The 15,454-nt window shown below is 50.7% G+C and carries 7 protein-coding genes; all 7 read left to right on the top strand.

The genetic code is table 11. From position 1 onward, the window contains the following. Positions 1-3: 3 nt before the first annotated feature. On the top strand, positions 4-2,118 hold the full coding sequence (locus tag AC4IE8_RS06045) for a GmrSD restriction endonuclease domain-containing protein (protein WP_490790563.1): 2,115 nt from the start codon (positions 4-6) through the stop codon (positions 2,116-2,118). Between the two features lie 43 nt (positions 2,119-2,161). After that, complete coding sequence (locus tag AC4IE8_RS06040; protein ID WP_490790562.1) at positions 2,162-4,114, top strand: site-specific DNA-methyltransferase; 1,953 nt, start codon at positions 2,162-2,164, stop codon at positions 4,112-4,114. Between the two features lies 1 nt (position 4,115). After that, positions 4,116-5,156, top strand: coding sequence for a virulence RhuM family protein (locus tag AC4IE8_RS06035; protein WP_490777360.1), 1,041 nt, complete (start codon positions 4,116-4,118; stop codon positions 5,154-5,156). Further along, positions 5,157-8,102: a restriction endonuclease gene (locus AC4IE8_RS06030; protein WP_490790561.1), complete on the top strand. Its 2,946-nt coding sequence runs from the start codon at positions 5,157-5,159 to the stop codon at positions 8,100-8,102. Positions 8,103-8,178: 76 nt separating this feature from the next. Further along, positions 8,179-10,626, top strand: a complete 2,448-nt coding sequence (locus AC4IE8_RS06025; protein WP_490777358.1) for an AAA family ATPase — start codon at positions 8,179-8,181, stop codon at positions 10,624-10,626. Between the two features lie 31 nt (positions 10,627-10,657). Beyond that, positions 10,658-11,920, top strand: coding sequence for a metallophosphoesterase family protein (locus tag AC4IE8_RS06020; RefSeq protein WP_490777357.1), 1,263 nt, complete (start codon positions 10,658-10,660; stop codon positions 11,918-11,920). An 18-nt stretch (positions 11,921-11,938) separates the two neighbouring features. Further along, the gene (locus tag AC4IE8_RS06015) at positions 11,939-15,442 is read left to right on the top strand and encodes an ATP-binding protein (protein WP_490790560.1); all 3,504 of its coding nucleotides are present in this window, start codon (positions 11,939-11,941) and stop codon (positions 15,440-15,442) included. Positions 15,443-15,454 lie beyond the last annotated feature (12 nt).

Genomic DNA, 15,454 nt, shown 5'->3' with positions numbered 1-15,454 from the left:
CGAATGAAAGCAACTGAGGCAAAGCTACTCGATTTTCTGAAGAAATCACCACAGTTTGTGATTCCTATCTATCAGCGCACCTATTCCTGGACGGAAAAGGAAGTGCGGCAACTTTGGGATGATATCCTTCGCGCAGGGCAGAGCGATGATATCTCGGCCCATTTCATTGGTTCGGTCGTGTATGTGGAAAAGGGTCTTTATTCAATATCAGCCCAGTCACCGTTGTTGGTTATCGATGGTCAGCAACGTCTTACAACAGTCAGTCTGTTGATCGCTGCATTGGCGTCTGCGATCGGCGAAGGAGAGCCGATAGAAGGTTTTTCTCCCCGGAAACTGCGCAATTACTATTTGCTGAATCCAGAAGAGGAGGGAGGGCGGCACTTCAAGCTGATCCTTTCCCAAACAGACAAGGCCTCTCTGATTTCGATCCTCAAGGATGCACCGCAGCCAAAGGAACATTCAATCCGCATCACGGAGAACCTGAAGCTTTTCCAGGAATTGTTAGCTGAACAGAAAGAGAATCTGGAAACCGTCTGTAAGGGCATCGCCAAGTTGATGGTTGTCGATATATCGCTCGATCGCGATCAGGATAACCCACAACTCATTTTCGAGAGTATGAACTCCACGGGCCGAGAACTCAGCCAGGCCGACCTGATTCGCAATTTCATACTCATGGGCCTGGAGCCCGAGCTACAGACCCAGCTCTACGAAAGTTATTGGCGACCGATGGAGCTGGCCTTTGGACAGGAAGCCTACACGACTCACTTCGACGGCTTTATGCGGCATTACCTGACGGTCAGGACTGGCGAGATTCCCAAAATGGGCGAGATCTATGACGCGTTCAAAAAACATGCACGGTCATCCAGCGTCTCCAATGCGGGTGTGGAATCCCTGGTTGCGGAGTTGCATGCCTATGCCGGACACTTCTGTGCCATGGCACTGGGCACTGAAGAGGATTCGGGGCTCAATCGTGCCTTTCATGACCTGCGGGAACTCAAGGTCGATGTCGCCTATCCATTGCTGCTCGAGCTGTATCACGACTATCAAAGCCAGATTCTTTCCAGAGAAGACTTCCTTAAGGCGGTACGCGCAATAGAAAGTTACGTCTTCCGTCGTGCGGTCTGTGCCATACCGACCAATTCCATGAATAAGACGTTCGCCAATATCGGCAAGACGCTAAAGAAGGATCGCTATCTGGAAAGCCTGGAAGCCGCCTTTCTGTTACTGCCGTCCTATCGCCGTTTTCCGAAGGACGATGAATTCAAACGTGAACTCAAGATCAAAGATCTCTATAACTTCCGTAGCCGGAGTTACTGGTTACGAAGGCTGGAAAATCACGGGCGCAAAGAGCGCGTGCCAGTCGATGAATATACGATAGAACACATACTGCCCCAGTGTGATAACGATCCTGAAAAAGTACCCGCCGTGTGGCGAGAGGAACTCGGTGAAGACTGGGAAAACGTCTGGGAGACCTACCGGCATACGCTCGGTAACCTGACCCTGACCGGTTATAACTCGGAATACTCTAACCGCAGCTTTGCCGAGAAGTGCAATATGGAAGGCGGCTTTGCCCAGAGTCCATTGCGCCTGAACAAGAACCTGGGGGCGGAAGGAAGCTGGAATAAGGACTCCATTGAGGGACGGGCCGCCTACCTTGCGGCCCAGGCAGTTTCAGTATGGCAGGCCCCAGCGCTGGATGCAGAACTACTGGCTGCCTACAAGCCGTCACCGGCGATCACGTCGGCCAGCTACACCATTGAGGACCATCCACACCTGGCTTCAGGTTCAATGCGTGACCTGTTTGATGCATTCCGTAAACAGGTGTTGGCGCTTGATCCGGTCGTGTCAGAGGAGTTTCTAAAACTCTACGTGGCCTACAAGGCAGAAACTAATTTTGTGGATGTCGTGCCCCAGGCCAAACGCCTGCGTCTTTCACTGAATATGCCATTCCCCGATATCGACGACCCCAAAGGCCTGTGCAAAGACGTCACTGGTCTGGGGCGCTGGGGCAATGGCGACGTGGAGGTGGGACTGTCGACTCTCGACGAACTGCCCTATGTGCTGGGCCTGGTACGACAATCCTTTGAAAAACAGATGGGTAATGGCACAGATGAGTAGTCTGTCGATTGCCAAAAGAGAAAACAAAAGTGGATAACTCACTATGACTGATAGCGTGAAACCGGCCGACCAGGAAAAGATGGATGGCACATCACTCGATATTGCAGAACAAAGGCGCCGTGAACTCGAGCTGCTGTTACCCGGTGTGTTCACCGAGACCACTGGCCCGGACGGGCAGCCGGTAGAGACCATCGATTTCGAGCGCCTCAAGGCCGAACTCGGTACCTTCAGCGATGTGTACGAAGGCCGACGCGAACGCTACGGCATGGAATGGCCGGGCAAGCGTGACTGCATGAAGCTGATCCAGGAACCCTCCCGCGCCACGCTCAAGCCCTGCCGCGAGGAGTCGGTGGATTTCGATACCACCCAGAATCTGTTCATTGAAGGCGATAACCTTGAAGTGCTCAAGCTCCTGCAGAAGAGTTACTACGGTAAGGTGAAGATGATCTATATCGATCCGCCGTATAACACGGGAAAGGAGTTTATCTATCCCGATAAATACAGCGAGTCATTGGAAACCTATCTGGCCTATGCCGGGTTGGTGGATGACGAGGGTAAGAAATTCTCGACCAATACGGCTGCTGAAGGGCGTTTTCATACCAAGTGGCTCAATATGATGTATCCGCGGCTCTACCTCGCCCGTAATTTGATGCGGGAAGACGGGGTGATATTTATCTCCATTGATGACAATGAAGTAGAAAACCTTCGTCGAATGTGCGATGAGATATTTGGCGAAGAAAACTTTATGTGTACTTTTGCATGGCAGAAGCGTTATTCACCCCCGCCTGACACGGCTGATGTTGGCTACGAGCATGAGTCAATAGTTATGTATAGGCGCTCACCTGAATTCAAAGCTAATCTTTTGCCGCTTACTGAAGAGCAACGGGCACGATATAAAAACCCAGATGATGACCCAAGAGGGCTATGGAAGGCTATGGATTATACATGCCGATATACGTCAGATGAGCGACCAAACCTTTATTACCCCATTGTTAATCCTAATACTGGCGAGGAAATATGGCCAAATAAAACTCGTGTTTGGGCTATGTCACGCGAAGTTACAGAAAAGAATTTAGATGAAAATAGAATTTGGTGGGGTGCTAATGGGAGTAATTCAACGCCGGCGCTGAAGAACTTTTTAACGGAAATAAAACAAGGGCGAACCCCTAGTTCACTATTGCTTCATCAAGATGTTGGACATACAGACGAGGCTTCTAAGGAGTTCAGAGCGCTAATACCAGAAGTGAAATTTACATCAAAACCTACGAGATTGATAAAGCATCTTTTTGAATTGTCATTGGATGAAGATGACCTGGTATTGGATTTTTTTGCTGGCTCATGTACGTCATCAGATGCGCTATATCAGCGTATAACAGAAAATGGTAGCAATAACAGTTATATCGTTGTGCAGCTTCCTGAGCCTTGTGGAGAGAAAACTGATGCTTTCCAAGCAGGATATAAAACTGTCTCAGAAATTGGCAAGGAGCGTATACGTAGGGCTTCCCAAAAAATACGTCATAAACATGAAGGCCAACTAGATTTGGATGGAAAGGATGAATTGGATCTCGGTTTCAAAGTCCTCAAGCTGGATCAGTCCAACTTCAAACCATGGCAGGCTCCTAGCGAAGAATTGAGCGCAGATCATCTCAGCCAGCAACTGGCGCTGCACACTGATCATATCGACCCCGAAGCCAGCCAGGAAGATATCCTCTACGAACTGCTGATCAAGGCTGGCTTCGTGCCCACCGAAAAGATCGAGACCCTCGATCTGGCAGGAAGGCAGGTTTTCTCCATTGCCGAAGGCGCGTTGCTGATCTGTCTTGAAGAAGAACTTACAAGCGAAATGATCGATGCAGTTGCTGACCTTGAGCCCATGCAATTCATCTGCCTAGACAAGGGCTTTAAAGGCAACGACCAGCTCAAGGCCAACGCGGTACAGACCTTCAAATCCCGTTCTCAGGGTGCCGAGACCGAGATGGTCTTTAAGGTGGTCTGAGATGAAGGATTCTGACGTCGGGCAAGTGCTGATCTACCAGTCCGAATCCGGTCAGACCCGGCTGGAGGTGCGTCTGTCGGGGGAGACGGTCTGGTTGACTCAGGCGCAGATGGCGGAATTGTTTCAGACTTCGGCGGACAATATCAGTTTGCACCTGAAAAATATCTTTGAAGACAACGAGTTGGAAGAGGTGGCAACTGCCGAGGATTTCTCGGTAGTTCGACTGGAGGGGGTGAGACAGGTACGCCGCAATCTGAAGCACTACAACCTGGATGCCATTATTTCAGTGGGTTATCGGGTGAAATCCCATACCGCCACCCGTTTTCGCCAGTGGGCGACCCGGCAACTCAAGGAGTACATCGTCAAGGGCTTTGCGATGGATGATGAGCGCCTGAAAAATCCCGATCAGCCGTTCGATTACTTCGATGAATTGCTGCGTCGCATCCAGGATATCCGTACCTCGGAGAAGCGCTTCTACCGCAAGATCACCGATATCTACGCCACCAGCGTGGATTACGACCCGACCCAGGATATCAGCATCGACTTTTTCAAGACGGTACAAAACAAGATGCACTGGGCCATTCACGGCCATACCGCAGCCGAGTTGATTCAACAACGTGCCGATAGCGACAAACCCAACATGGGCCTGAGCAACTGGCGCGGCGATAAGGTGCGCAAACAGGATGTGGCCATTGCAAAAAATTATCTGAACGAGGAAGAGCTTAGCGCACTGAATAACCTGGTGGAACAGTATCTGGTGTTTGCCGAAGGCCAGGCCATGCGGCGTATTCCGATGCATATGGGCGACTGGATCGAAAAACTGAATGGTTTTCTGACATTGAATGACCGGGATATTCTGGATAACGCAGGCAAAGTATCCCATGAAATGGCCAAATCACTGGCAGAGCGTGAGTACGACAAGTTTCATCAACAACGCTTGCATGATGAAGCGGTTAAGGCCGAAGGTGAAGATATCGTGCTGTTGGAAAAGCTGGAGCATCAGTTACTGCAGCGCACATCTGAAAAAAAGAGGGACAAGTAGATGTCGTTGCTCAAATTCAAGTTCGACGGCAACCTCGACTATCAACAACGAGCCATTGAATCCGTTGTGGGTTTGTTCGAGGGACAGCCGCTGGCCAACGAGACCTACTCGGTATCCATCGGAACCCAGGAAGGCGGTAGCCAGCTTTCCCTGAGCGATGACGAATTTTCCAATATCGCCGCAGTGGCTAACCACCTGGTGCTCACCGATGAGCTGTTACTGGAAAACCTGCAAAAGATACAGGAAGAGAACAACATCCCTAAACAGTCGGAACTGGCTGGCATGCATTTCTCGGTGGAAATGGAGACGGGTACCGGTAAGACTTACGTTTATCTGCGCACCCTGTTCGAGCTGAACAAGCGCTACGGCTTCACCAAGTTTATCGTGGTGGTGCCGAGTATCGCTATCCGTGAAGGTGTGCAGAAGAGCCTTGAAATGACGCGTGAGCACTTCAAGGAGCTCTATGACCAGGTGCCTTACGACAGCTTTGTCTATGACCCGAAGCGGCTGGGGCAGGTGCGGCAGTTTGCCACCTCGAACAAGATTCAGCTGATGGTGATCAACATCCAGGCCTTCGACAAGGCCACAGCGATCATGAATCAGGAGAACGATCGTCTCTCAGGTGTGCGGCCGATCGATTTCATCCGTGCTGCCTATCCGATCATGATTATCGACGAGCCGCAGTCGGTCGAAGGCGATACCCGCAAGGAGCAGACCAAACGCTCACAGGCGCTGGAGAGTCTCAATCCCCTCTGCACGCTGCGTTACTCGGCTACGCACAAGAACCCCTATAATCTGCTGTATGTGCTCAACCCCATCGACGCCTATGACCTGCGCTTGGTCAAACGCATTGAGGTCGTCGCCCTGGTCGGTGAAGAGGGTTTCGACAGCACCTTTGTCGCCTTGAAGAATGTCGATAACAGCAAGGGCATCAAGGCTAAACTTCAGATTAATGTGGATGATGCTGCCGGGCCGAAGAAGAAAACGGTTACCGTCAAGCAGGGTGACGACCTATACCTGAAGTCGAAAGAGCGTCAGGAGTACCAGCATGGCTGGCTGGTGGCTAACATCTCCTGCGAACCTGGCTTGGAACACGTTGAATTCAGCAATGGCCAGATGGTTCGCCTGGGCGCCGAGATCGGCGGCCTGGGTGATGACCTGATGCGTGCCCAGGTGCATGAGACCGTCGAGCAACACCTGAAAAAGGAACATGCCGTACGAGGCAAGGGCATCAAGGTCCTGTCGCTGTTCTTTATCGACAAGGTGGCCAACTACCGGGTCTACCATGATGACGGTTCCAGCAGTATGGGCAAGATCGGCCAGTGGTTCGAAGAGGCCTACAACGAACTGACGCAGAAGCCGCTCTACAAAGGCTTGCTGAGCTTTTCAGCGGAAGATGTGCACGACGGTTACTTCTCACAGGACAAGAAAGGCGCGTTCAAGGATACGAGCGGCAAGACTAAAGATGACGAAGATACCTTTGCCAAGATCATGCGCAACAAGGAGCAGTTGCTTTCCAATGACGAACCGCTGCGCTTCATCTTCTCGCATACCGCGCTACGCGAAGGCTGGGATAACCCCAACGTCTTCCAGATCTGCACTCTCAACGAGACCCGGTCCCAGGATCGCAAACGCCAGGAGATTGGTCGAGGCCTGCGCCTTCCGGTCAACGAACACGGCGAGCGGGTGTTCGATCCGACCGTCAACCGGCTGACCGTCATCGCCAACGAATCCTATGACGACTTTGCCCGTCAGCTACAAACCGAGTACGAAGAGGACTACGGGATTGGTTTCGGCAAGGTCGATATCACTGCCTTCGCCAAACTTGCCGACCCGGAGCAACTTCAATATACCCCGCTGGGTCAGGAGGTCTCCCAAGACCTGTACGACTCACTGGTAAGCAACGGCTATCTGGATGCCGAGGGCAGGGTGCAGGACAAATTCGACCCGAAGAACCCGCACTTCGTATTGACGCTGCCCGACGAGTGGGTGCATATGCGCTCCCGGATCGTCGATGAGTTGAACAAGTACGTCTTCAAGAACCGGGTGGTCAATGCCCGCGATCGCAAGAACCTGGAACTGCGCAAGAACATCACCCTCGATCCGACTTTCAGGGCACTCTGGGACAAGATCAACCAGAAGACGCGCTACCGGGTAACCTTTGATACCGATACGCTGGTGGCGCAAACCGCCAGGGCCATCGCAGAGATGCCCTGGATCCACAAGCCCAGGATCACCACGGCCCTCTATCGCCAGAACATGAGCAAGGCCGGTATCGAGGGTGAACAGATCTCCGGTGGAGTACGAGACGTAGTCACCTCCCCAGTCCTGCCAGACATCCTCGCCTACCTGCAGAACAGCACCGAACTGACGCGACACACCCTGGTGCGGATTCTCAAGGAATCCAGGCGTCTGGGCGAATTCCTGCTCAATCCCCAGGTGTTCATCAACCAGGTCAGCGACATTATCCAGCGAGAGCTCCACAGGGTAACGGTCAACGGCATCAAATACGAAAAGATCGGTGGCGTGGTCTACGAGATGCACCGTATGGAGCAGGAGGCCGAGCGAGGTATTACCCGCTACCTGAACAACCTCTACGAGGTGCAAAACCAGGACAAGACTCTGTTCAACTACGTCGAATTTGATTCCGACGTCGAGAAGGAATTTGCCAAGGCTTGTGATCTTGATGATCGGGTCAAGTTCTACTGCAAGCTACCTCCGCAATTCAAAGTCGATACGCCCGTCGGTCCCTACAACCCAGACTGGGCCCTCGTCACAGAGAACGAGGAAAAGCTCTACCTCATCCGCGAGACCAAGAGCACCCGAAATCTTGCTGATCTCCGTGACAAGGAGAAGGACAAGATTGCCTGCGGCAAGAAACACTTTGAGGCGATTGGAGTTGATTATGAGGTGGTTACTACGTTGGAAGAAGCACTGAATGGCTAGTTCCGCCTATCTATGTGATGGATATGCTAACTGAATATGGCTTTTGGCAATATAAACTAGCCATTAGGAAATGGATATGAGTGGTGAAATAAAGAGAATCGATTCAATAAAAAACATGGCGGTCTTTCAGGACTTCCGCTGGGCCACATCTGTTAGAGATGAAAGTAACAACGTCTCTGAGTTCAAAAACATCAATATCCTTTATGGCCGTAACTATTCAGGTAAAACGACGTTGTCGCGTATTCTCCGTGCGATGGAGACCGGGGAGTTATCTGACAAGTTCGAAAATCCGTCTTTTGTGTTGTCTTTTGTCGATGGAACGCAAGAAAATCAAGCCACTCTTACAGGACACGGTAGAAAGATTCGAGTTTTCAATGAAGACTTTGTAAGAGACAATCTTCGCTTTATAACCAACCCGGATGACAGTGTCGAGCCGTTCGCTATTCTTGGCGATGACAACAACAAAATTGAAAAGGAGATCGAAGCACTCGAAAGTGAACTTGGCTCAAAAGAGGAAGGAGTCCAGACAGGTTTGTATGCTGAGAAAATAAAGGCGATCACCGTATTCGATAAAACGAGACAAGATCACAAAAAAGCCAGCGACGACCTTGAAAAACAATTAGCCGACAAGGCGACCGATAGAAAAATCGGTATAAAGTACAAACCAGAGCGTTTTGGCGATCAAAACTACAACATCCAGAAACTTAAAACCGATATTGGGAAAGTCCAGGATACAAGCTATCAGCCGCCAACTGATGCGCAAGTTGCCCAATACGAAAAGCTAATCACCGAAAAGACACTACAGCCCATCTCTCCCTTCCGTGCGCCTAGTCTATATATTTCGACACTGGCAAATGAAGCCGAAGTTCTCGTAACCAAAAAGATCAGTGAATCAGATAAGCTTGAGGAGCTAGTAAAAGATGCGGTTCTAAATCGCTGGGTCAGCGAAGGCCGAGCCCACCACAGAAACAAACGCGACAACTGCGCATTCTGCGGCAACCCAATCACCGAAGATCGCTGGAAGCAACTAGAGAAACACTTTGATGAAGAGTCGGAAAAGCTCGAGAAGGATATTGAAGGCGTAATCGCCAGGATTGATGCGGAGAAAAACACAGTATCGTCCGCCCTTTCAATCGACAAAAGCTGTTTTTATTCAAAATTCCACGAGAGACTTAATGAGTTAGAAGGCGCGCTAAAGGGCGCTGTTGGTAAGTACATAGAATCCCTGGATGCACTGACTTCTCAGCTCAAGGACAGAAAAGATAACATCCTTAGCCCAATATCGTTTGTGAGGCCAAATGATGCCGCTGATGGTCTGGTGGCTTCCTGGGCTTTGTATGAAGAGATTCGGGGCGAATCGGATGACTTCTCAAACTCGTTAGGCAAGGAGCAGGTGAAAGCAAAGACGGCTTTGCGATTAAAAGAGGTTTCTGATTACCTGGTCACAATACGATACCAAGAGAAGCTCTCTTTCATTGAAGGCCTAAAGAGCAATCATGATGAATCCGAGCAAGAAAAAAATCGCCTAGAAGGAGATATTAGTCAGAAAGAGAGGCTGATCGCGGCCAAGAAACGCGAACTAAACGACGAGGAGAAGGGCGCAAAGAAAGTCAATGAGTATTTGAACAACTTCTTTGGGCACCAGTTTCTTTCACTCGAGGCCAAGAAGGACAAAGTTCCAGGCGAGGAATCTAAGCGAATCCGGTTTGAAGTCATCCGGGACGGTAAGAAGGCTTACCACCTGAGCGAAGGCGAGTGTGGCCTTTTGGCATTCTGCTATTTTTTGGGAAAACTCGACGATATCGATACCAAGGATTCTAAGCCGATAATCTGGATTGACGATCCGATATCATCACTCGACGGGAATCATATCTTCTTTGTTTATAGCCTGTTAAACGCGGAGATCGTAGCTAGCGGAAAATATGAACAGCTGTTTGTTTCAACGCACAATCTTGATTTTTTGAAATATTTGAAGCGGTTGAATGGACAGTATTTTGACGTAGATGGGAAACAGAAAAACTACCAAAAGGGTTATTTCGTTGTCGCTCGTGAGGGAAAGACATCTACGGTCAGAGTGATGCCGAAATACCTTAAAAAATATGTGACCGAATTCAACTACCTCTTCCATCAGATACACCAATGCGCAGCAATTGATGCTGTTGATGACACTAACTATACAACGTTTTATAACTTCGCGAACAATGCCAGGAAGTTTTTCGAGATTTACCTCTACTACAAGTATCCAGACCAAGGAATGAACAAGGAGACACTATGTCTTTTCTTCGGTGAAGAAAAAATCCCTGCCGTTTTAACAGATAGAATCAATAACGAATATTCACATTTGAGCGGAGTGTTCGAGCGTGGATCGACGCCTGTAGAAGTGCCGGAGATGCAGACCGCTGCGCGACAAATCATTGAAAGACTGAAAGAAGATAAGGATCAGTACTCTGCGTTACTTAAAAGTGTTGGAGTGAGCGAGACTACTCCTAGTGAAACGTCAGAGGAAGATGGGAAGGGGCAATGAGAACCAGATATTTGCTCAAGTAGGTGAGTTGATGAAATTTCTTCACGCCGCAGACATTCACCTTGACAGCTCCCTGCATGGCCTAGAACGCTATGAGGGCGCCCCTGTAGATGAAATCCGTAGCGCCACGCGACGTGCTTTCGATAACCTGATCGATTTGGCGATTGACGAGGAAGTGGCGTTCGTACTCGTGGTCGGAGATCTGTATGACGGCGATTGGAAAGATTACAACACAGGCATCTTTTTTGTAGAGCGGATGGGAAGGCTGCGCGAGGCAGGCATTCGTGTATTCATCGTGGTGGGTAACCATGATGCTGCCAGTCAGATTACCAAGCATCTACGGTTACCGGACAATGTCACGCGGTTCTCAACCAAGCACCCGGAGCGGATTATTCTGGAAGATCTGAATGTAGCGGTTTATGGGCAGGGCTTCGCTACACGGGCTGTAACAGACGACTTGTCTCAGGCCTACCCTCAGGGTGACCCACAGCTTTTTAATATCGGCCTGCTGCACACATGCCTTGACGGCAAGCCAGGTCATGAGCCCTACGCCCCATGCACTGTTGATGGGCTACGGTCAAAAGGATACCAGTACTGGGCTCTGGGTCATGTCCATAACCGTGAAGAGGTAAGTCAGGACCCATGGATTGTGTTTCCGGGGAATATCCAGGGGCGACACATCCGTGAATCAGGGCCTAAAGGTTGTACCTTGGTTACTGTCGAAAACGGAGAGGTCGAGGAGGTTGAACACCGTGACCTTGATGTGATGCGCTGGTCTCTCTGTGAACTAGACGTTTCTGCCAGCGAGTCAGTTGATGACATCTATGAACAGGTACACGAGGGGCTGCAGTCCGCATTAGATAGCGCCGAAGGAAGGCCGGTTGCCGTGCGCCTGGTATTGAAAGGGGCTTGCACTGTGCATTCGACCTTGCATGCTGACCGTGAGCGTTGGATCCAGGAGTACCGTGCCCTGGCGACGGGGCTAGGTGGCGCAGGTATTTGGCTGGAGAAGATTTCCATCAAGACTAGGCCGTCTGTCTCTGTTGATGAGGTGCTTGAGCGTGACGATGCACTAAGCGGCCTGCTGCGTGCTATCCGCGACATGGAACTGGATGGCTCGGCATTGGAAGAACTTGCCGAAGAGATATCAGCACTTCGTCAGAAACTCCCCGCAGAACTGCTGGGTGGCGATGAACCCTGTGACCCTACCAATCCGGAGGTGCTAAAAGAGACACTGGAGGATATCAAAGAGCTTCTAGTCAGCCGTTTGTTGTCCACGGAGAAGGGAGTGTGAAGCCAGGATGGAATCGGCATGAAAATAATTGAATTAAATCTTGCTGCATTCGGTCCGTTTACCGAGAGGGTATTGGCTTTTGATGGAACAGGGCTCCATATCGTCTACGGCCCTAATGAAGCTGGGAAAAGTTCGGCCCTGCGAGGTCTGAAATCCTTGCTTTATGGGATAGACGAACGAACTGCGGACAATTTTATTCATGCCAATGACAAGCTCCGTATCCACGGAATCTTACTGACAGGTGATGGGCATGAGCTCAGATTTGTTCGGCGCAAAGGCCGGAAAAACACGCTATTGACTCCGGACGATGAGGTGCTGGATGAACGGGTATTGGCACCGTTTCTTAGCGGTGTGAGTTCAGAGCTCTTTGAAACTCTCTTTGGGATTGATCACCAGGCATTGATCCAGGGCGGGCAGGAAATACTGGAGCAGAAGGGCGAGGTCGGGCAAGCGCTTTTTTCAGCAGCGCTTGGCAGCCATGCGCTCCATGCTGTCCTTGGCGAGCTTGATGCAGAGACCAAGCGGCTTTTTCTCCCGGCAGGTTCAAAACCAGTAATCAACTCAGCCATCCGTGCACATACAGATCTCAGAAGCGAGATTAGACAAAGTTCACTTTCATCCAGAGAGTGGGAGGAGCATAGGCGTGCCTTGGGACGTACAACCAAGGAACTTGAAGCTGTTCAATCCAAACTGGTGGACAACCGGATTGAGGTAAATCGTTTACAACGTATTCAGCGTGTTTTACCGAAATTGGCTCGGCGTCGTGAGTTTTTGCTGGAACTGGAATTGTTGGGTGCCAATTCAGATAAACCAGTTGTCGTCCTGCCGGATGATTTTACTGACCGTCGTCGGAAAGCGGTGAATGCCTTGGAGACCGCTCAGGCCATTCTTGGTAAGGCTACCCCGCGTCTTGAAGGTTTGCAGAAACAGCTCGAAGAATTATCAACAAACCAGGGATTGCTGGAGCAAGCAGAGATCATTGAAGATCTCCATGCTCGCCTGGGCGGACATCGAAAAGCGCTGCAAGACCGACCGCATCTCGAAGCGGAAGCCCAGCAATTATTGACAGATGCTGGCTCTATCCTCAAAGAAATTCGTCCTGGTCTCGAGCTGAATGCTACTGAGCAATTACGCCCTATAGTGGCAAGGCGACAGAGCATTGCCGAGTTGGGCGGTAAAAATGCTGTGCTGAACGCTCGGGTAGAGCAGGCAAAAGCCAGCCTGCGTGAGACAGAGAAGCGACTTAAGTCAGCTCGCAAAGAACGCGATGAGATCACCGAATCAGGCAACACCAACGGTTTGCACCGGGCCATTGCTGCCGCGAGGAAACAGGGGGAATTGGATGCCTCGATCCAGTCGACTCAGAGTCAACTTACCAGCCTTCAGACAGAGTGTGCTGAGGATCTTGCACAGCTCACGCTATGGGAAGGGGAGCTGGAGGCGGTGTCCGGTTTGAAATTACCCAGCCGTGAAAGTATCCGTCACTTTGAAGAAAACTATGACGAGCTCTCGAAACGCATTCAGCGGCTTGAAGAGAAAAAAGAGGAGCTCGTCGACGCCTTACAGGATACCTCGCAGAGACTCAATGAGATCAAACGTGTCGGGGAGGTGCCGACAGAATCTGTCCTCACCGATGCCAGATCCGAACGTGATGTGGTTTGGCAGTTGCTGCGCCGGCAGTGGGTGGATGGTGAGGATGTGTCAGCTGAAGCAAGTGAACACCAGGGTGAGGGTACATTGCCGGATGCCTTCGAAATCCGACTTGCTGAAGCTGATGAAGTGTCTGATCGTCTACGCCGTGAAGCTGATCGAGTCCATGCATTGGCAAGCCTTCAGGCCAAGCAGGAGGGCGGGCAACAGCAAGGACAGCAGATTGATGAGCAGCTTGAAGCAACAAGCGCTGAAAAAGCTCAACTGGATGCGGATTGGCAGGCATTGTGGACTCCTTGCCAGATTGACCTACGCAGTCCGCGAGAGATGCGGGCCTGGCTGGATGAGTTTGAAAAACTTCGTGATCAGGTGGTACAGCTCAATCTACTTCGTCAGAAAGTGAGTGAGCTCGAGCAAAATCGCACCACGCACATCCAACGGCTTAATGAGCAGCTGGCTGGACTGGAAAGAGCGGGATCCACATCGGAGGAGCTTGAAACTGTACTCCTGGAATGCGAAACGTTAGCCAGTCAGCTTGATGAATCCAAACGAAAACACGATTTACTGCGTAAGGAGGTCAATGACCGGGAAGCCGATGTTGAATCGTTGAGCGATGAGCATCGATTGGCAACAGAGGCACTTGATAAATGGAAGGCGCAGTGGAGTGATCTGATACAGAGCCTTGGTCTGCGAGCCGAGAGCTCACCATCGGAAGTTGATGATTTCATTGAACACCTCAGAGCATTGTTCTCGAAACAGAGCGAAGCAGAAAAACTGCGAATACGGATCAATGCCATCGACGAAGACGTTGCGGCGTTCGGCGGCCAGGTAGAGGCCTTGGTCGCCACGATTGCTCCGGAACTGGTGGATTTGCCCGCGGATGATGCCGTCGTACGTCTCAACTCACTGTTATCGGAAAACCGATCAAGACAGACAAAGCGGCAACAGATTGAAGAACAGATTGAACAGGCGACGCAGGAAATACAGGATTCGAACGCATCTATCCAGACCATGACGGATCGGCTTGATGCATTATGTGTAGAAGCAAAATGTGACACCCATGATCAACTTGAAGCAGCGGAACGCCGCTCGGCTGATTATCTTCGAATCAAGGAGACGATCTCTTCGATTGAGAAAGAGATCCTGGAAGCCGGTGAAGGCGTCACCATTGCGGAGCTGGAGGTGCAGGCGGAGGGTGTCGATCCAGATAGTCTGCCCGGGCGAATCACAGAGTTGAACAATAAGATCGAGGATGAGCTCGAACCCAGGCGGACAGAATTGGCTGAAACAAAAGGGCGCGAGGAAAAAGAGCTGGAGCTCATGGATGGCAGCGATCATGCAGCACTGCTCGCTGATCAGGCTCAGGCAATACTTGCCAGCATCCGTTCAGATGCTGAGCGTTACGTGCAGGTAAAATTGGCTGGCAAGATCTTGCGTGACCAGATTGACCGTTATCGCAGAGAGAATCAGGGTCCGCTGGTCAAGCGAGCTAGCGAACACTTTTGTGCACTAACGCTTGGGGCTTTCGATGGGCTCATGACTGACTTTAATGAAAAGGATGAGCCTGTCCTTGCCGGTATTCGCTCAGGGGGAGAGCGTGTGTATGTGGAGGGGATGAGCTCAGGGACGCGGGATCAGCTCTACCTGGCGTTGCGTCTGGCCTCTCTCGAAAAATATATGGAAAGTGCAGAGCCCATGCCTTTCATTGTGGACGACGTATTGGTGGACTTTGATGATGCACGTTCACAAGCTGCATTGAATGCTTTGGCTGAATTAGCAGAAAAGACGCAAGTTATCCTGTTTACCCATCATTCACAGGTTGTCGAGCAGTCAAAGCAATTGCAAGGGGCGGTGCAAGTACATGATTTGTAACAAGACTGATTG

Source organism: Candidatus Thiodiazotropha sp. AKAK2, from assembly GCF_058244685.1.
Note: the sequence above shows the minus strand (reverse complement) of the source record. Positions and strands in the feature narration are given on the sequence as shown.

Coding starts and splice junctions, on each gene's coding strand:
- AC4IE8_RS06035 (WP_490777360.1), top strand. CDS start 4,116: ATGAAGGATTCTGACGTCGGGCAAGTGCTGATCTACCAGTCCGAATCC.
- AC4IE8_RS06020 (WP_490777357.1), top strand. CDS start 10,658: ATGAAATTTCTTCACGCCGCAGACATTCACCTTGACAGCTCCCTGCAT.
- AC4IE8_RS06030 (WP_490790561.1), top strand. CDS start 5,157: ATGTCGTTGCTCAAATTCAAGTTCGACGGCAACCTCGACTATCAACAA.
- AC4IE8_RS06040 (WP_490790562.1), top strand. CDS start 2,162: ATGACTGATAGCGTGAAACCGGCCGACCAGGAAAAGATGGATGGCACA.
- AC4IE8_RS06015 (WP_490790560.1), top strand. CDS start 11,939: ATGAAAATAATTGAATTAAATCTTGCTGCATTCGGTCCGTTTACCGAG.
- AC4IE8_RS06025 (WP_490777358.1), top strand. CDS start 8,179: ATGAGTGGTGAAATAAAGAGAATCGATTCAATAAAAAACATGGCGGTC.
- AC4IE8_RS06045 (WP_490790563.1), top strand. CDS start 4: ATGAAAGCAACTGAGGCAAAGCTACTCGATTTTCTGAAGAAATCACCA.